General features: G+C 69.5%; 11 protein-coding genes and 4 pseudogenes. 3 read left to right on the top strand and 12 right to left on the bottom strand.

Going from position 1 to position 18,104, the window contains the following annotated elements:
• Positions 1-2,052: glycosyl hydrolase (locus tag ABZY13_RS27285; protein WP_356635257.1), on the top strand; the 2,052-nt coding region annotated here is incomplete at its 5' end.
• 148 nt (positions 2,053-2,200) lie between these two features.
• Here ABZY13_RS27285 and ABZY13_RS27280 read toward each other — a convergent pair.
• Positions 2,201-3,221: pseudogene (locus ABZY13_RS27280) on the bottom strand (LacI family DNA-binding transcriptional regulator).
• Between the two features lie 253 nt (positions 3,222-3,474).
• Positions 3,475-3,726 carry a hypothetical protein gene (locus tag ABZY13_RS27275; protein WP_356635255.1) on the bottom strand — a complete coding sequence of 84 codons (252 nt, stop codon included), beginning with the start codon at positions 3,724-3,726 and terminating at the stop codon, positions 3,475-3,477.
• Between the two features lie 149 nt (positions 3,727-3,875).
• On the opposite strand from ABZY13_RS27275, the pseudogene ABZY13_RS27270 reads away from it, so the two are divergent.
• Positions 3,876-4,663: pseudogene (locus ABZY13_RS27270) on the top strand (IS630 family transposase); the annotation flags it as partial.
• On the opposite strand, the gene ABZY13_RS27265 reads toward ABZY13_RS27270, so the two are convergent.
• Positions 4,660-5,427 carry a calcium-binding protein gene (locus tag ABZY13_RS27265; RefSeq protein ID WP_356635253.1) on the bottom strand — a complete coding sequence of 256 codons (768 nt, stop codon included), beginning with the start codon at positions 5,425-5,427 and terminating at the stop codon, positions 4,660-4,662. The pseudogene ABZY13_RS27270 and the gene ABZY13_RS27265 sit on opposite strands and share 4 nt — an antisense overlap.
• Positions 5,428-5,816: 389 nt before the next feature.
• Here ABZY13_RS27265 and ABZY13_RS27260 point away from each other — a divergent pair.
• Positions 5,817-6,269 (top strand): annotated as a pseudogene (locus ABZY13_RS27260) (IS5 family transposase); the annotation flags it as partial.
• Between the two features lie 614 nt (positions 6,270-6,883).
• On the opposite strand, the gene ABZY13_RS27255 reads toward ABZY13_RS27260, so the two are convergent.
• The 9 genes and pseudogenes from ABZY13_RS27255 to ABZY13_RS27215 form a co-directional block, all read right to left on the bottom strand.
• Complete coding sequence (locus tag ABZY13_RS27255; protein ID WP_356635251.1) at positions 6,884-7,399, bottom strand: hypothetical protein; 516 nt, start codon at positions 7,397-7,399, stop codon at positions 6,884-6,886.
• 207 nt (positions 7,400-7,606) lie between these two features.
• Positions 7,607-8,371: a transposase family protein gene (locus ABZY13_RS27250; RefSeq protein ID WP_356635249.1), complete on the bottom strand. Its 765-nt coding sequence runs from the start codon at positions 8,369-8,371 to the stop codon at positions 7,607-7,609.
• A 1,054-nt stretch (positions 8,372-9,425) separates the two neighbouring features.
• A pseudogene (locus ABZY13_RS27245) lies at positions 9,426-9,647 on the bottom strand (hypothetical protein); the annotation flags it as partial.
• A 116-nt stretch (positions 9,648-9,763) separates the two neighbouring features.
• Positions 9,764-11,023: a vanadium-dependent haloperoxidase gene (locus tag ABZY13_RS27240; protein WP_356635247.1), complete on the bottom strand. Its 1,260-nt coding sequence runs from the start codon at positions 11,021-11,023 to the stop codon at positions 9,764-9,766.
• 471 nt (positions 11,024-11,494) lie between these two features.
• The gene (locus ABZY13_RS27235; protein WP_356635245.1) at positions 11,495-12,616 is read right to left on the bottom strand and encodes a hypothetical protein; all 1,122 of its coding nucleotides are present in this window, start codon (positions 12,614-12,616) and stop codon (positions 11,495-11,497) included.
• A gap of 177 nt (positions 12,617-12,793) precedes the next feature.
• Positions 12,794-14,857, bottom strand: coding sequence for a SpoIIE family protein phosphatase (locus tag ABZY13_RS27230; protein ID WP_356635243.1), 2,064 nt, complete (start codon positions 14,855-14,857; stop codon positions 12,794-12,796).
• Positions 14,858-14,861: 4 nt separating this feature from the next.
• Entirely contained in the window at positions 14,862-16,013 is a 1,152-nt protein-coding gene (locus tag ABZY13_RS27225; protein WP_356635241.1) for an acyl-CoA dehydrogenase family protein, read from the bottom strand.
• 194 nt (positions 16,014-16,207) lie between these two features.
• Complete coding sequence (locus ABZY13_RS27220) at positions 16,208-16,585, bottom strand: STAS domain-containing protein (protein WP_356635239.1); 378 nt, start codon at positions 16,583-16,585, stop codon at positions 16,208-16,210.
• 3 nt (positions 16,586-16,588) lie between these two features.
• A complete protein-coding gene (locus ABZY13_RS27215; RefSeq protein ID WP_356635237.1) occupies positions 16,589-18,037 on the bottom strand; it encodes a GAF domain-containing SpoIIE family protein phosphatase in 1,449 nt (482 codons plus the stop codon).
• Positions 18,038-18,104: the final 67 nt, after the last annotated feature.

The following is an 18,104-nucleotide window of genomic DNA, read 5'->3' as shown; positions in this document are numbered from 1 at the left end:
TTCCAGCGCTACGGCGACAACCCGTACTCCACCCCCATGTACGGCCACCCGCTCACCTACCAGGCCGTCTCCGGCGGACTGGAGGTCGGCTACCCGACCAGCCCGGCGATCGTCGGCGACGGGCGGCAGTACGAGTACGCGCACAAGCGGGACCTGACGATCGGGCTGAGCGGGCTCAACTCGCCCGATACGAAGGCCGACGCGTGGTCGGACTGGACCGTCACGCCGTACTGGTCGGACGGGGCGCGCACGCTGCGCACCACCATCGGGCACGGCATGCCGTTCGTGTACGCGCAGGGCACCGGCGGCAACGCCCAGATCACCACGGCGTCGACCCCGACCGTCTTCTCCGACCAGGGCAACGTCGTCGGCATCACCGTCGGCGGCCACCACTACGCCCTCTTCGCGCCGACCGGCGCCGACTGGAACATCTCCGGCACGACGATCAGCGCCGGCCTCGGCAGCAAGGACTACTTCTCCCTCGCGGTCCTGCCCTCCACCGACGCGCTCGCGACGTACCGGAAGTACGCCTACAGCTTCGTCACCGGCTCGAAGGTGAAGTGGAGCGAGTCGCGCGGCACCGTCCGGGCCACCTACCGGGTCAGCACGAAGGCCAAGGAGGGCACCGAGCGCGGCACGATGCTCGCCCTCTACCGACACCAGTGGATGCACAGCGCCGACGCCCTCACCCCGTACACCTACGTGTCGCCGCGCGGCACGATGAAGGTCCGCGAGGGCACGTCGTTCACCACCAGCCAGAAGACCGCGCCCGTGCTGCCGGGGCTGCCGAAGACCGGCGCCGTGGACACCGCCCGGCTGCGCACCTATCTGAACGAGGTCGCCAACGCGTCCGACCCGTTCAGCGGGGCCACGGACACCTACTGGACCGGCAAGGCGCTCGGCAAGCTCGCCCAGCTGGTGCCGCTCGCCGACCAGATCGGTGAGACGGCCGTCCGGGACAAGCTGATCGGGCTGATCAAGGGCCGGCTCCAGGAATGGTTCACCGCGGGCGGGGCGAGCGAGTTCTCCTACGACAAGAACTGGAAGACCCTCATCGGCTACCCCGCCTCGTACGGCAGCGACGCCGAGCTCAACGACCACCACTTCCACTACGGCTACTACGTGTACGCCGCCGCGATCGTCGCCCAGTACGACGCCGCCTGGGCCGCCGACTCCGCCTGGGGCGGCATGGTCAAGACCCTGATCCGCGACACCGCCAACGCCAGCCGCAGCGACAGCGCCTTCCCGTTCCTGCGCGGCTTCGACGTCTACGCCGGGCACAGCTGGGCCTCCGGCCACCAGGGCTTCGAGGCCGGCAACAACCAGGAGTCCTCCTCGGAGTCCACCAACCTCAGTGCCGGCCTGGTGCTGTGGGGCGCCGCAACCGGTGACGCCTCCGCGCAGAGCCTGGGCAGCTACCTGCTCGCCACCGAGAGCGCGGCGATCGCGCAGTACTGGTTCGACGCCGACCAGCAGGTCTTCCCCGACACCTTCACCCACGACACCGTCGGCATGGTGTGGAGCAGCGGCGGCGCGTACGCCACCTGGTGGACCGCCAACCCCGAGGAGATCCACGGCATCAACGTCCTGCCCGTGACCTCGGGCGGCTCCCTGCACCTGGGCGGGTACAAGGCGGCGATCCGCCGCAACATCGCCGAACTCGAGCGGGAGAACGGCGGGCCCGCCGTCGAATGGCGCGACATCCTGTGGGAGTTCGAGTCGCTGGCCGATCCGGCCACCGCGAAGGCGAAGTGGGACGCCGGCAACGCCGGATACACCCCGGAGCAGGGCGAGTCCAAGGCCCACACCTACCACTGGATCACCACCCTGGACGCGCTCGGCGCCCCCGACCCCTCGGTGACCGGCAGCATCCCGACCTCGGCCGTGTTCAGCAAGAACGGTGTGCGCACCTACGCCGCCCACAACCACGGCTCCGCCTCGCGCACCGTCACCTTCTCCGACGGCAAGTCGCTCACCGTCCCGGCCCGCTCCACCGCGACCGGAACCGGCACCGGCACGGACACGTCCGTGGTGGTCACCCCCCACGAGTGACGCAGTCCACGACCGGCGACGGCGGGCGGCCGCCGCAGGGGGAAGGCCGCCGGGGCGCCGGGGCGAGGGCGAGGGCCGGCTGGCCGGTGGGCCGGGGGCCGGGCGGCCGGGCCAGGGGCCAGGGGCCAGGGGCCGCCGGGCCGAGGGTTTAGGCGGAGGTCCGGTGGATCAGGGTCGTTGGGGTGATCACGGAGGCGGGTACGTCGTCGTCCGGGGCGTCCAGCAGCCGCATCAGTAGCCTGACCATGATGCGGCCATGCCCTCGATGTCCTGGCGGACCGTGGTCAGCGGCAGGTCCGCGGCCAGGACCACGGGCTCCATGTCGTCGAAGCCGACCACCGCCACGTCCTGCGGCACCCGCACCCCGCGCTCACGCAAGGTGCGCAGCGCGCCCAGGGCCATCGTGTCGTTGGCGACGAAGACCGCGTCGGTCGCCGGCCGCCGCTCCAGCAGCTCGGCCATCGCGCGGGCGCCGCTCGCCTCGGTGAAGTCGCCCTCGCACAGCAGCTGCGGGTCCGCGTCGACCAGGACGTCGCGGTAGCCGTGGATCCGGTCCATCGCCGAGGTCTGGTCGCGCGGGCCCGCGATGTGCGCGACATGCCCGCGGCCCAGGGAGACCAGATGCCGCACCGCTTCCCGCGCGCCGCCGCGGTTGTCGCAGTCCACGAACGGCACGGTCAGGCCCTCCCCCGCCGCCGGGCGGCGGCCCAGCACCGCCGGCCCTCGGTGCGGGCGATCAGCGCCGGCAGCCGGTCGTCGTGCAGGGAGAAGGCGAGCGCACCGTCGACGTGCCCGCCCTCCAGATAGCGGCCGATCCGCTCGTGTTCGCCGGAGCCCTCCGCCCACAGCAGCACCAGCTGCACGTCGCGCGCGGTCAGCTCCCGGCTGATGCCCCGTACCTACTGCTCGAAGAACGGGTCGGAGAACACCCGGAACTCCGGCTCGGCGATGATCACCGCCACCGCGCCGTTGCGGCGGGTGACCAGGGTGCGGGCCGCGTGATTGGGCATGTAGCCCAGTTCCTCGACCGCCAGGCGCACCTTGTCGGCCAGCGCCGGGCGCACCCCCGCGCCGCCGTTGACGACCCGGGAGGCCGTCGCGCGGGACACGCCGGCGCGCGCTGCGACGGCTTCCAGCGTGGGACGGGGCCTCACGGTCTGCTCCGGCAAGACGGGCGTTCCTCCTGTGCGTGTGCGATCGCTCGGTGAGGGATCTGCCGTGGTTCGGCCATACACCTGCGCATCCCCGCAATAGACGCAGACAGCCGCGCATGAGAGCGCTCCCAAAACGTGGTGCGGGACGGGGCCTCACGGGCGGTGCAGTACTGCCGGGCGCGTCCCATCCTTGTGTGCCAGGGGCAGCGGACGGCCGCAGGCGCGGCAGGTGTGCTCGGTCGCCGGGTCCACGGGCGGTTTTAACCCCTTAGTCGGCCCCGGTGCGGGTGCTCATGAACCCGGCCCGGTCCCACTCGACCACCCCACGGGCACCGCCGTCCGCGGCCTTGTCGGCCGTGATGATCGTGCTCATGCGGGCGAGGGTGGTCACCAGCCGCCCGCCGGGGCGGAGCGCGGCTACCACCGTGGCGAGGTTGTGCAGCGCCACCATGGACACGATGCGGTCGAAGTCCCCCGGCAGCGGTCCCTTGGCATCACACTTGACCACCTGGGGGGACATGGCCCAGCGAGGCGAGCCTCGCCGCCGCAACCTCGGTCAGGTACGGGTCCACGTCCATAGCCGACGTGCTTGTCCGCGAGGCGCCGCGCGGCGAGGGCGGTGCTGGCTCCGGTGCCGGTGCCGATCAGGCCGACCCCGCCGTAACCACCAGGACGTTGGAGTCGACGCCGAGGAATGCCACGCACTGGTCGACGCGGGCGATGGTGAAGGAGATGGGACTGTCGCAGTTCGACCGTGTCGTGGATCTGGCGGGCCTGCAGCCGCACCGCACCGCACCGAGACCTTCAAGCTGTCGACAGACCCGTACTTCGTCGGCAAGGTCCACGACGTCGTCGGTCTGTATCTGGATCGGCCCGAGCGGGCCTTGGTGTTCTGCGTGGACGAGAAGTCGCAGATCCAGGCGCTGGACCGTTCCCAGCCGGTCCTGCCGATGATGCCCGGGGTCCCGCAGCGGGTCACCCATGACTACGTGCGTGCCGGCACCACCACGCTGTTCGCCGCGCTGGGGGTGGCCACGGGGAAGGTGACCGGCTCCCTGCACCGCCGGCACCGGTCCGAGGAGTTCAGGAAGTTTCTGATCAAGCTGGACCGGGAGATCCCTGCCGGCCTGGACGTGCACCTGGTGTTGGACAACTACGCGACCCACAAGATTCCGGCGATCAAGACCTGGCTGCCGGCCCATCCTCGCTTCCACCTGCACTTCACACCCACCGGGTCGTCCTGGCTCAACCTGGTGGAACGCTGGTTCGCCGAGCTGACGAACAAGCAGATACGGCGAGGCGTCCACAAAAGCGTCCAAGCACTGGAGAAGGACATCCGCACCTGGATCGCCGCATGGAATACCGTCCCCAAGCCCTACGTCTGGACGAAGACCGCAGACGAGATCCTCGAACGCCTCGCCAGCTATCTGAACAGAATTCCTGACTCAGAAGACTAGCGCACCACGACCCGGTCGCCCTGCGACGTCGCACCCGTGGCGATTGTGTTGGCGGTGAACCGCCAGCGCCAGGTGCCGGTGGTGTTCGCGGTGACCGTGGTGCGCAGCTTGCCGGCGCTGTCGGTGGTGACCGTCTTGACGGTGTTGAAGGTGTCGGTGCCGGACTTGCGGAACTGGAGGGCCACGGACTTGCCCGCATAGTCGTCCCAGACGTTGGTGTCCCAGTTGGCCCGCCGGAGCCAGCCCGTGACGGTGAGCTTGCCGCCCTTGTCGACCGGCTCGGGCGTGGCCTGGGTGTCCACCAGCTTGGCGTGCCGCTTGACGCTGAGCGGTGCGCCCGGCGACAGGTGGTGGGAGTCGCCGTCGTCGGCCACGGCCTTGGCCTTGAAGCGCCAAGCGCCCGCCGAGCTGTTCCGCAGGTCCTGCCCGTCCGTGCCGTCCGGCGAGAGCGGGAAGCTGTAGACGCACTGCACGGTGGTCGCGCTCTGCGCGGTGCACTCGTTGCGGGTGGGCCGGATGACCAGCCCGTCGGGGCCCATCACCTTGGGGCCGATGACGCTGTCGATCCCAGAGTCGTCCGTGGCGGTCAGCGTGACGCTGACCGATGTCCCGAGCGTGGCGCCGACGCCGGTGGTCGCCTTGGCGAAGGTGATGGATGTGATGCGGGTGTCTCCCACGGTCGTGTCGGCGTGGGCGGCGGGCGCCACGGCGGCAAGGACGACCAGGGGAGCGACGGTGACGACCGCCGCGTAATGCTTGCGCATGGTTCTCCCAGCACGAGGGGCCGGATCACGGTCCGGATGTGGGGGAGACCCGCGAGGACGTCACCGAGTTGTACGGATCTTCATCCCGAAATCGGAATCTCCTATTCCGTCATGCGGGGCGAGGCGGGACCACCGCCCGGCTCACTTCCCTTCGTCCCCCGCTTGTTAGTCGCCCCGGCCCTCGTGATCGACGCCAACGGCATCACCGTCAGAGCTCGTAACACGATCTTGTTGATGTGTCCTGGTTGGGCGTGACCGATGTGACGATTCGGCCGTTCGAGATGGTGTGAGTACTCGGCCGTGGACCGTCGATGACGATTTGTGGGCACTGATCGAGCCCCTGCTGCCGCCCTGGCCGGAGCGGTCGCCGGGGCCCCGACACCGGCCCGTCGCCGGTCGACCGGCGGAAGGCGGGCAGCAAACACCACTTGATCTGCGATGGACGCGGCACCCCACTCAAAGTCATCACCACCGCGGCCAACGTCAACGACTTCACCCAGACTCTCGCCCTCGTCGACGGCATCCCGCCCGTCGCAGGCCGTCCCGGCGGACCACGCCGTCGCCCCGACGCCCTGCTCGGCGACAAGGGCTACGACTCCAAGGCCAACCGCCTCGAACTGCGCAAGCGCCGGATCCTGCCCGTCATCCCCCGCAGAGGAGCACCGAACGTCCAGGGCCTGGGCAAACTCCGCTACGTCGTGGAGCAGACCTTCGCCCTGCTCCACCACTTCAAACGCCTTGCCGTGCGATGGGAACGCCGCACCGAACTTCACGACGCCTTCGTCTCCCTCGCCTGCAGCCTCATCTGCTGGCGACGGCTTCGGAAGCCCAAGAACGACTGACCCGGTGTCAGGGCAGGCCAGGACGCCAGCAGGCTGCTTCAGCACGTTGGTACTCTCCGCATCTACGGCGAGGAGGGGGGATGATCGTGGGAGCAGAGCCGTCAAGTCCTCCGAGCCGCTGGTTCAGAGGAACGGGCTTTGGGGTCCTTTTCGGTGGACTGACCGCAGTGGTGTCCACTGCTGCCATTGGGAATGCATGGGCTGTATGTGACATCGGCAACGGCGTAACCAATGGCATGGCCTTGCTGTTTCTTGTCCCTCTCATATGGATCGCCGCTGCGGTTTCGTGGGTGATCCTGCACAGCACCATCGGAAGACGTCATCGCAGGACAGCTCTGACTGCAGGGCTCATCTTCACCCTGTGGTTCACCTGGTTCCTTGTCACATGGCTCGGCATGCCGGACTCCTACCCCGCACCTTTGTGCCCGGGCAACGTCCCACCTTGGTGGCCGAGCTTCATCCCTGCATGACTCCTGCGAAGCCTGTGAACCTTGGCAGCGGCAGCGGCGCCCTACTCAACAGAACCCCCGACCAGCCGCTGCACGCCAGCAAGATCGTGTTACGAGTTCTGAGGGCCGGAAGAAGAACGATCAGGACCCGGCAATCTGCGGGTGTCAGCCGGGGATCAGGGGCGATCCGAGGAGTTCCTTTGTGATAGCTCCCTTGCCGTCGCCTTCGATGTCGTAGACGATCGTTGAGTCCGCCGACCACCACAGGTCGCCGTCGTAGACCGTGGACGGGGCGGCACAGGTGTTAGCGGCCTCTTCGACGAACCATGAGTAGTTGTCGTTTAGGAGCTTGGTCCAGTCGCAGGTCTCAGACGTAACGACATGGTCCTCGCGGGTAGCGGTCAGCCGCTCCTCGATCCGTGTCGTGATTTTGAAGCTGGTGAACCGCTTGCGATTGTCGATGACCTGGTCATCGATTATTTGCCAGCTCATTATCGACTTCCCATTGATGCCGGCGGACAGAGTGGCGGTGCTTTCGACGTAGTAGGTAGTCTGCGGCTTCTCGCCAGGTAATGCGACGTCGAATTGGAAGTCGGCAGTTACTGCCGAGGCAGGTGCGGCTGCCAGGTCCACGAGGGCGAGGTCCGCAGCACTGCCAGCGGCGGCTAGAAGTTCCCTCATGGTGATGTCAAAGTCCGTTCTCCTCGGGTGAAGCCTCGCAGTGCGGGCCGTGAGGATTGCAGGGCTTCAAACCCATTCCGGCTGCGACTCGTAGTCGCTTTTCATGGCGGTCTTCGTTGGGCGAGCAGTCCGTCCGAAATCCGTGCCCGACGTACGAGCATCTACTCGAAATGCGGAGTCCTGCCTGGCATTGAACTCTTTCCATCCTCAGTGTGACCTGGCCAGATGCAGGCAGAGGACGGCTTGGACGAGGCTGGTAATACGGGTGGTCGAGCACCGCAGTCTGCGCAGGAACCACCAGGACTTGAGGGTGGCGACGGCCTGTTCGACCAGGGCCCGGATCTTCGCGTGGGACCGGTTGACGGCCTTCTGCCCTGCGGAAAGGGTCTCCCGGCGTCCCCAGTACGGGATGCGGACCGTGCCTCCGGCGCCCCGGTAGCCCTTGTCGGCCCAGCACTCGATGCCGACGCCTGCGAGTGCACCGATGATGCCGTGCTCACGGGCGGCCCGGACGTCGTGGACAGCACCGGGCAGAGCCGGCGACGCCCACAGCAGCCGGCCGGACGGACCGGCCAGGCCCTGCACGTTCATCCCGTGCTTCTTGCGCTTACCGGAGTAGAACGGCCGGTCCGCGGCGATCCGGTCGATCGGCAGCAGGGTGCCGTCCAGCAGCACGAACGCCTTCGTCGATGCCGTCCGGGTCGCCTCCTCAAGAGTCGGGGCGAGCGAGACCAGGAGATCGACGGCCTCGGCGATGTACCGGTAGGCGGTCGTGGTCCCGATGCCGAACCCGGCTGAGAGCCGGGCGTACGGGTGGCCGTTGCGGAGGTGGGCGAGGGTGAGCAGGGCCTGCCGGCCAGGGCTCAGGCGCCGCCGGCGGGTGCCGAGCTCCCGCCGGTGCCGACGGAGCTTGGCGGACAGGAAGCGCAGGGCAGAGCTGGACACGTCGACGCCCGACGGGTAGACAAGCACACGAAACCTCTGGTGAAGACGGATTTCTTGGTCGAAAACCCATCTACCAGCGGCTTCACCTGTCTGTCAGCCCAACTACCCATCCGAATCGGCAGATTGGAAAGGGCTCACTGCCTTCCACGCGGTCCGAGCCGCAGAGGATGCCAATGTCATGGCGCTCAAGCTCGGATCAGGTGCACACCAACGACCTCGGCGATGAGTAGGCTCTGATCACGGTCCGGTCCGCTCGAGCCGGTCCGCGACCGACCAGGACTCCACCACGCGGTTCCCGCCGAACGCCCCTTACCTGTGCGTTCCCCGGTCAGGTCGGTCCCGTCGTGTGGACCAGGTCGAAGGCCATGTAGTCCGCCGACCAGTGGCCCGCCCTTTCGGCCGCGCCGCTGCCGGCGCCGGGCGAGGCGCTGTTGGCAGCCTTCGCCACCAAGGTGGCGTCTGCCGGCAGCCCGGCACCGAGGCCCTGCACTTGGCTGCTGTCGACTCAGCCCTTCCCGCCTTGGGCGCATCGGTTCGGTGCCGGAATCACCGGCTAGCAGGCGCCCGCAGTGATCGGCCTCTCTCCCTGCTCACCGTCCCTCTGCTACTCATAGTCAAAATCGAAGGCATTGACAGTGCACAAGTTAGCTATTCTGACCGGGTTCGCGCCCGATGGTTACGAATGGCTCATAATCACCATCTTCTTGGCTTGTGCTGCCTTGGTGGTGTACGTCGCAGTCATGAATAGACGTTGACTTCCCGGACCCCTTGGCGTCCTTGGGCCTGACCGGAAACCCCCCGCCGACGGGGAGGACGCTGCACTCCTGCCGTGAACGCTGCTCCTCCTCCGGGCGGTCGGCAGGCAGGAGCTACCCTCGCCGGCGCGGGGACGACCCTCGGACGCCTCGGTAACCGAAAGGGCGGAAATGCTGAACGTCGGATGGTCACGCGAGCAGCGCGAGGCCGTGAAGAGGTGGAAGCTTCTCGCAACTCTCTTCCAGATCATCGCGGGCATACTCCACCTCCAGTCCGGGCTGCCAGACCTGGGATGCGTCCGAAGCGAAGGCATCGAGCCCGGGGCACCAGCCGCGGCCGCTTCCGCGAGCAGTTCGCGGTGGACCGCTGACACGTTCCCACCCCACACCGCCAGACGGACGCGCACATCTGGCGTCACACCGGCCCGTGACGGAGTCCGTGCGGACAGCCGCCCCTCGCGCCGGGCCACCGCCACCCAGTTCCACACCGTCCGCAGTGACACACCAAGAAACCCAGCGACCCCCCGTGGCCAACTCGCCCCGGGAATTGCAGGCCATCAAGCGCGCTACCGCGCCCTCACGCCCGCCGGCCGGCCAGCGTCGCGGCATGTCCTCGCCACCAGGAACGCGATGCTGTCCGACCGTCTCGACGGACAACCCTCGGTCATGTGCGCAGGAAATACCTTCTCAGCGACCATGCCGCCACCCGTTCTCCCACAGTGCTGCCGACGACGTCCGCGGTCCTCGTGTGGATTCCGGCCCATACGCGCGCGTCGATGACGTCGCGGACGTAGTCCTCGGCGTACTCATAGTGCCGGGTGGTACCAGTGCTGGCCGAAGGGATGTTGAGGTCGACACGGGAGGTGCCGAACAACCCTACGAGGGTTCGCATCAGGGCTCCCGACCATGTGGCGTGGCCACTGAGATAGTCGGGGTGCGCGGGTGTGGGGAGCAGCGGCTCCCACGCCGGGTCCGCCGTCGTGGCCGGATTGCCGTCGGTGTCCGCCTCGTGGATGGCGGTGATCGGCCGCCACCTGCCGTAGTGGAGCTTGGCGTCCCAGGCGACGATCAGCGCGTCGGTCATGACGGTGTTAGCGGCGGCGTACAGACGGGCCGTGTCGGTGATGTCGAAAGCGTGCCGTGCCGCGTGGTCGCCCAGCGCCTGCTGGATTTCCACCCGTGCCACGAACACCGCCGTCTCCGTCTGGCCGGCACTACGGCGCGAACCGGTTTTCGCACCGTACGCCTTCACCTCCGCCAGGTCCCGCGCATACTGGGCCGAGGCCAGTTCAGGCGGTGGTCCGGGGCGGAACTGGCTGGGGCTGTCCACGAGGAACGGGCGCAGCCGGCCGATCCACGCCGTCGTGAAGCCCTCGTGGCCGGGCGGTGTCGGCCGCCACACCCCGGGCGCCGGCCGGGGTATGAACGGCACGGAGGCCTCCCGCCCGTCGTTCGCACGCAGCCCCATGACGTGCTCCGCCGCCCGCTTGCCGAACGCCACTCCCGACCGCTCAGCGGGGCCGTCCGGGACTGCCGCCAACGACGTCTTCCACGCCTTCTCCAGCGCCGGCCCGGCCTGCGGGAACCCGGTCACGAGCACCTGGTACGCCGCCGTCGCGGCCGCCGCCTCGGCCGACGCCTCCTGTGGAGCCCGCGCCTGCCACCGGTAGGGGACGTAGCGGCCCTCGACGCTGACCACCGCGTTGTACATGGCCAAGGTCACATATGCATGCCACACCGCCTCCTCCGGCGTGGTCAGCTTTTCCTCCGGGTCGACGGTCTCGGACACCCTTTCCGCCCACTCCCGTATCACCGAAGGGTCGTCCTCCGGCTGCGGGACAGCGGTCTGCGCTCGGGCGGGCTGCCCACCCACCACCCCCGCCAGCAGCAACGCCGCCACGACCATCGCTCCGCGTCTGCGCACCGCTTTCCTTACGTGCATCGGGTGACCTCCAGGTGAACTCTCCGACACGCGGACCGTGTCGGCTCCGCCCTTACCGTGCCGTTGATGGCGCAGTTCGGGCTGGGGAGGGGCCGGGCGCACTGAAGCATTTTCGCGGCGCGATAGCGCGCCTCCGTGCCAGGGGGGCGCACGCCGGGCGGAAGAGGAGGAGCAGTCCGGGAGGAGGGGAACGACGACGGCGGCCCGACAGCGTCGGCAACTCGTGCGCGCCTCGCTCCGTCCCGCCCCGACGAAGTGTCAGTGCGCTGACGGTCGAGGTCCGCTGGCACAGCGCTTGGAGAGGCGCTGTCGCGTCACGGCTGGCACCGAGCGGGCGACGGGTGCACCTCCCACCCCAACTACCGTTCCCGGCTCGGCTTCCTTGCGGCCGGACAACTCGCCCACGCACCAGGGCCCGGCCGCACCACCCCTCCGGCTCTGTGGTCGGCGTCTTCAGACGAGAGTGAGAGGCCGGACCGCCTGCCCGATGGTCAGCGTTCCGTCCTCCAGGCGCAGTCGCAGGGGTCCTGGGACAGGGCCCAGGGTGCGGCGCAAGGCGGCGGGAATGTAATCCATGGTCGCGAGCCGTTCGGTGTAGTACAGGAAGCGGTGGCAGCCGACGGCACGCAGGGAGGAGCCCTGTGCAGCGGCAGCCACTTCGGGCAGGATGAAACCGCCGGGGCCCTCGCCCTGTATGACATCGACGGCGTCGACGTGCCTGTGGCGCACGCGTCCGGGATAGAAGCGTGCGGCGAAATGCCGGTAGAGGACGTACTCGGAGGCACCGGTCCACTTGCCAGGATCGGCGGTGCGCAGGAAGGCCTGCCAGAACGGCATGCCGTGGGCGTCCTCGGCCTGTTGAAGGAGAGCGTTGAGGATATCGCGGTCAAAGACGATGTGATGCTGCATACCGCTGTAGGCATCGACAGGCACCCAGCCCGGTACCAGTCTCCCCGCCGCCTCCAGCGCCGAGTGGCGGGCCGGCAACCGGTGCGCATCAGACGGCCCCGGGTGCCAGGAAAGCGGGTAGCCGTACGGCAGCACCGACCTTCCCCGGTTGTCGACGAATGCCGTGTCCATCAGGAACACGAAGTCGGCATCGACCACCAGGATGTGCTGGGGTGCATCGACGGGGAGGACTGCGAAGCACAGCAGTTTCGCCAGTTGCTGGAAGTACCAGGAGGCCGTGGAGGAGTCCCTGCCCAGCGCCCGCAGGTACGCGCGCACCGCCTGGCTGCTGACGGTGCAACGGTGCTCCGGGCACCACACGACGCGCGAGTCGATGCCGCCGGGGAGTCGTCGCGGTCGGCGCTGGGCGATCACCTGCACCGTGGTGACCGGGTTCAGGCAGTGGGCCAGTATGCCCCGCACACAGACGTCCAGCCCGGACATGTCCTTCTCCGCAGCCAGGATGACCACGGCGACGGGCGGCAGCGCTTCGCTGCGGCACCCGTCGGGCAGTTCCCCGTCGGTCTCGGATGCGAGCGTGGAGGCCGCTGCGTTGACCCACTGCTGCTGCATCGACGCATCGTAGCGGCGCGCGGTGCGCAGCACACGGTGCCGGGTGGCCAGCACGTCGTGAAGCGGGGCCGGCCTGCCCACGCCGCTGGCGCGGTGGCCGACATCATCCGATGGCCCTTGTTCTACGGCGTGATCGCTGGCCCGCGGTGGTCGCAGCTCAGGCCGAGACAGCCGTGTCCAGGAGGAACGACGTCGAAGAAGTGCTGGAAGCAGACGGCGATGCGGACGGCTTCACCGGGCAGGTCGTGGATCGCCGGTTGCTGTCAGGGTCAGGACGGCGAGGTCGTCGCGCAGCCGTTCGCCCCACCAGCGGTGGGCGTCGTCCATCAAGGCGGTGGCCATGTTGCCGGCGGGATCCGGTGCTTCGGTCGGCGGCAGGGAGGCGACGATGGCGGCGAGGTCTTCCGGGGTCCGCTGATCCTCGGCGCCGGCTCCTTCGGTGAAGCCGTCGGTGTAGAGCACCAGAGTGTCGCCGGTCTTCAGCGTCACTTCGGTGATCGGGTGGCGTGGAGTGTCCAGTACGCCCAGCAGGGGGCCCCGTGTCTCCAGCGGTGCCGTGAGGCCGTTGGCTCGGCGCAGGAGCGGCGCGGGGTGGCCGGCGCCGGCGATCTGGAGTCGGGCGGGAGCGTGGGTGGTGTCGATGACCACGTAGACGAGGGTGCAGAAGGGGGTGTTCTGGCGGCGCAGCGCGGTGTTGATCAGGCTCAGGACGTGGGTGGGGTCGCTGGTGTGCTGGGCGGCGGTCCACAGGGTGTGGCGGACCAGGCCGGTGATGGCGGCTGCGTCGGGGCCTTTGCCGCAGACGTCTCCCAGGACCAGGACATGGCGGCCGTCGGGGGCGGTGAAGGCGTCGTAGAAGTCGCCGCCTATGTGCAGGCCCTGGCTGAAGGGGGTGTAACGGGCGGCGAGGTCGAAGCCGGGAAGGTCGGGCAGTCGGGGTGGGAGCAGGGGGCGCTCGAGGGCACGGGTCGCCTCGCTGAGGCGGTTGAGCAGGCGGTCCTGCTGGGTGCCGACAGCTATCTGGTCGGCGATGTTCTCCAGGGTGGCCAGGACGGAGCCGGGCACTGCCAGGCGGGTGGTCACCGACAGTACGCCGAGCAGCTCCCCGCCGGAGATGAGCGGGAAGCCGGCGAACAGGCCGCGGCCGCCGGAAGGTTGGGAGGCGTGCGGGTCGGTGTGGGGTGGGACGTCCAGGTGCGGGCGGCGTGCCGCGACGACCTGTTCCACCAGGGTGCGCTGAGCCGTTCGGCACAGGGACGTGTCGGGGTGTTCGGTGTCGTTCTCGGCGCAGGTGACGTGGAGCAGTTCGCCGTGGGTGTTCAGGGTCCAGATGCAGACGCGGTCGGCGCCCAGGCGGTCGGTGGCGGCCCGCACGCACCGGTGCAGTCGCTCCTCCAGTGGCCCCGACGCCGTCATGGCGGCCGCGACTTCCGCGGTGAGCAGGGCGTGGCTGGTGCGTTCGGCGAGCTTGCGCTGGGCGTGCAGACGGTCGGTGACATCCTCGGTGAGGGCGAGAGTGCGGCTGCGTCCCTCGGTGTCCACCACCTGCCGCACGGCCATGCTCAGGGCCTGGGAGGTCCCGTCGCCGCGGATGCGTTCGAAGACCGCATCCGGTTCGGCATTACCGGGTGGCCCCGAAGCGGCCAGGTGGCGGTGCAGTACCGCGCGCTGGTCCTCGGGGAACAGGTCGGTCACCGGCCGGTGCAGCGCATCCGGCTCCGTCAGTTCCAGGATGTCGGCGGCCCGGGGGTTCCAGGCGATGACCGCGTCACCGTCCAGCATGAGCACACCGATCGGAGCCTGGGACAGGAACTGTCCCAGCAGCCGCTCCCCCAGTTGTCGGTCGATCGACACGCTCGACGACAGGTGCTGCTGGGCCGCGGCCTGCGCCGCGGCGTGCGCACGACGGTGACTGAGCTGCTGCAGCAGGACGCTCACCACCTGGGGCATCCGCAGCGCTGCCTGGCTGCCCTCCACGCGGCGGACGACATCGCTGGAGAACAGAAGCGGAAGCACGGCGAGTCTCTGCTCCGTGGCAGGGACCGCCGTCACCGCGACTGCCAGGTCCGCGGGGTGCGGCCGCAGGGAATGGACGACGCCGACAGGCGCCGTGACCGTCTCCCCGATCACGGCCACCGTCGGCCGACGCCGGCCGGGGGTTCCGCCGGTGTGGGCCAGCACGTCCTCGGCCGTGGTCCGGACGATTTCGCACGTCGGGGCCAGTTCGGCGGTGATGGCGTCGGCCGTCTCCGGCGGGACGTCGACGAACAGCAGCAGGGGCAGACCCTGGTCCATGGTGTCAGCCCTCGAGAAGCGGTTCGTCGAGCAGGGCTCTGCCGGTCCACACCCGCAGCAGATCGGTCACCGGAGACATCACGTGCGCGGCGCGGGCGTCCCGGAGCAGGCGGTGCAGGGACGAGTGCTCACCGTAGCCGATCCCGCCCACCAGGGTCAGGGCGTCATTGACGGTGGCCTCCGCGGCCTCGGCGACCTCGGCCTTGGCTGAGGCCAGCCCCAGCAGAGCCTCCGGCGCTCCGATCTCCGCCTCGGCGGCGGCGTGGTAGATCAGCCGCCTGGTGCGTTCCACACGGGCCCACATCGTGCCCAGTCGGTGCTGCACCACCGGCTGGCCCGCGGCGGCCCGGCCCGTGCGTGTCCCTTTGCGCCGCAGCAGGTGGGCGCGGGCCTCCTCCAGGGCGGCCGCGGCCACTCCCAGATAGGTGCCGGCCATCGCCATGAGGAAGTAGGGGGCGACGACATTGAAGACGTACCAGATCTCGTCGCCCTCCTCCCCCAGGAGGCACCAGTCGGGAATCTCCACACCACGCATTTCCAGCCCTCGCGAGGCGTTGCCGCGCATACCGAAACCCTGCCACGGCGGCCCCCACTCCAGCCCCGGCACGGTGGCGTCGACCACCACGCAGGAAAGCTGCCCCGGCGGCGTGCCCGGCCCGGCGGCCAGGGTCGAGACGACATAGGAGTCCGCGTGGCCGGCGTTGGTGACGAAGCTTTTCGCTCCGGTCAGCCGCAGCCGGTTCTCCGGCACACGCTCCATGCGCAGCTGGGGCAGCCAGAACTCTCCGCCCGTCCCCGGCTCGGACAGAGCCAGAGTCGTCAGATGCTCACCAGCAGCGATCGGCTGCACATAGGCTTCCTGCTGCCGGCCGCCGGCCTTCGCGGCGATCACCGCCGAGCCGACCAGATGCATACCGAAGCAGATCGACGTCGAGGCGCAGGCCCGTCCCGTCGCCTCGCCGACCTGCGCGACCGCCAGCAGCCCGTGCCCCATTCCCCCGAACTCGGCCGGCACCACCAGCCCGCCCAGCCGGGACCGCAGCGCGGCCATACCTTGCTCCGGCCATCTTCGCTCCTCGTCCACGGCCGCCGCCTGCGGGGCCAGGACCTGCTCACCGATCTCCCGCGCCATGGACACCGCAGTCCCGAGTTCCACTCGCACCACCGCTGCACTCCGTTACTTTCCATAGGCCCGGTGACGACGTCCGCGGGCATGATGATCCTCTCGGCGCACTTCTGCCAGACGCCCACGGATGTGCAACCCTACGGCGTACCCGGCCGTGACCCGCACGGCCACCGCGGCCGCCCGTCGGTCCCGGACAGATCGGTGTGGCCGCTGGACGGGCCGGGTCAGGCGGGTCCGGGCGTGGTGGGGAGTCGGGCGTTCATCGCGGCCTCGGTGCTGGGGTAGGACGGCATGATGGTGCTCAGGCCGGTGAGATCGAGCAGGCGGGACAGGCGGTCGGGGACCGCGGCCAGGGTCAGGGAGCCGTTCGCGGCCGTCGCGCAGCGCATGATGCCGATCAGGGCGTTGAAGCCGGAGGAGTCGCAGAAGGTGATCCCGGTCAGGTCGAGGATCAGGTGCGGGTGTCCTCGGGCGATGACGTGCAGTGCCTCCCTGCGCAAGGCGGAAGCGGTCCGTGTGTCGATCTCCCCGCCGACGCGGAGGGCCGCCAGGCGTCCGTCGGTGTGGGTGGTGGTGAGAGTGAGAGTGAGATCGTCGGTCACGGGTCAGCGCTCCTGGTCGGCGCGGGCGGTGCCGACGGCGGGCGTGGCGAGGGTGCGGGCCGTGGATGCGGCGGCTGTCTGCTCGGTGGCCGGGGCCAGGGGTACGGACAGCGCGAGCAGGGCGATGTCGTCACCGGGACCGGTGGGCAGGTCCGTGATGAGGGCGATGGTGTCCTCGATCAGGCGTCCGGCGTCCGGGGTGACGCGGGTGGTGAGGAAGGCGGCCACGCCTTCCTCACCCAGCATGGTCCCGTCGGGCAGGCGGGTCTCGGTGAGCCCGTCGGTGTAGAGCAGTAGGCCGTGGCCCGGGGCGAGGTGGAAGGTGTGGGCGGCGAACCGGGCGCCTTCCAGTGCACCCACAAGCATGCCTCCCCTGGGACGTACCCCGTTCACCGCCATTGCGCCGTCGTCCCCGTGCTGTATGTGGAAGGCGGGAGGATGGCCTCCCGTGGCCACGGTCACGGTGAAACCGCCGTCCGGCGCGGGCTGCAGGGTGCCGAAGACGCAGGTGCAGAACCGGCTGCCCATCGAGGGATCGAGCAGCAGGGCGCTGTTGAGGGTGTCGAGGACCTCGGTGGGATCGTCGTGGTGCTGGGCTGCCGCGCGCAGGGTGTAGCGGGTCAGCGAGGTGACGGCGGCGGCTTCGGCGCCCTTGCCGCACACGTCCCCGAGGAAGAACGCCCAGCGCTGTCCGCCCAGGGAGAAGACGTCGTAGAAGTCGCCGCCGACGTCCCGGGGCGAGTCGGTCTGGTAGTGGCAGGCCAGCTCCAGCCCCGGAACCGGCGGCAGCGCCGGAGGCAGCAGGGTGCGCTGGAGGGTGGTGGCGAACGCGGTGATCGCCTCCGTGTCCCGCTCGGCCCGCGCCCGCGCCTCCTCCTCCCCCCTGCGGCGTTCCTGCTCCTCGCGCAGCAGCCGCAGACCCGAAAGCCGCAGCTCCATGGCGTCCAGGACCACCGCGGCCAGGTCGGCCAGTGTGGCGGTGTCGGCTTCGGTGACCAGACGCGGTCTGGTGTCCAGGATGTTGACCGTGCCCAGCCGGTGGCCGTCGACGGTGATGATCGGCGCCGCCGCGTAGAACCGGATCCCCAAAGGACCGGTGACCAGCGGGTTGCCGCGGGCGGTCGGATCGGTGAGGGTGTCGGGGATCACCAGCGCGTCGTCGCGCATGATCGCCGACCCGCACAGTCCTGGGTCCCGGCCGATCTGTTCGACCCCTTCCAGGCCGTGAATGGCCTTGAACCAGATCCGGTCGGCGTCGACGATCGTCACGCTGGCCACAGGGACGTCGAACAGGCGGGCGGCCATCGCCGCGACCCGGTCGAACGCCCCGTCGGGCGGCGTGTCGAGGATGTCGTAGCGGCGCACCGCCTCCATCCGTGCCGTCTCCACCTCGTCCGGCGTCACCCGCCTCAGCCGCGGTTCACCCGGCGAAACCTCAGGCGCACCTGCCATCGCTCAGCTCCTGTCTTCCGCGACGGAACCGGTCCCGGCGCCCAGTCCTCGACCACCGACCCTACGG

The sequence above is a fragment of the Streptomyces sp. NPDC006610 genome (genome assembly GCF_040611575.1).
Classification (GTDB): domain Bacteria; phylum Actinomycetota; class Actinomycetes; order Streptomycetales; family Streptomycetaceae; genus Streptomyces.
Note: the sequence above shows the minus strand (reverse complement) of the source record. Positions and strands in the feature narration are given on the sequence as shown.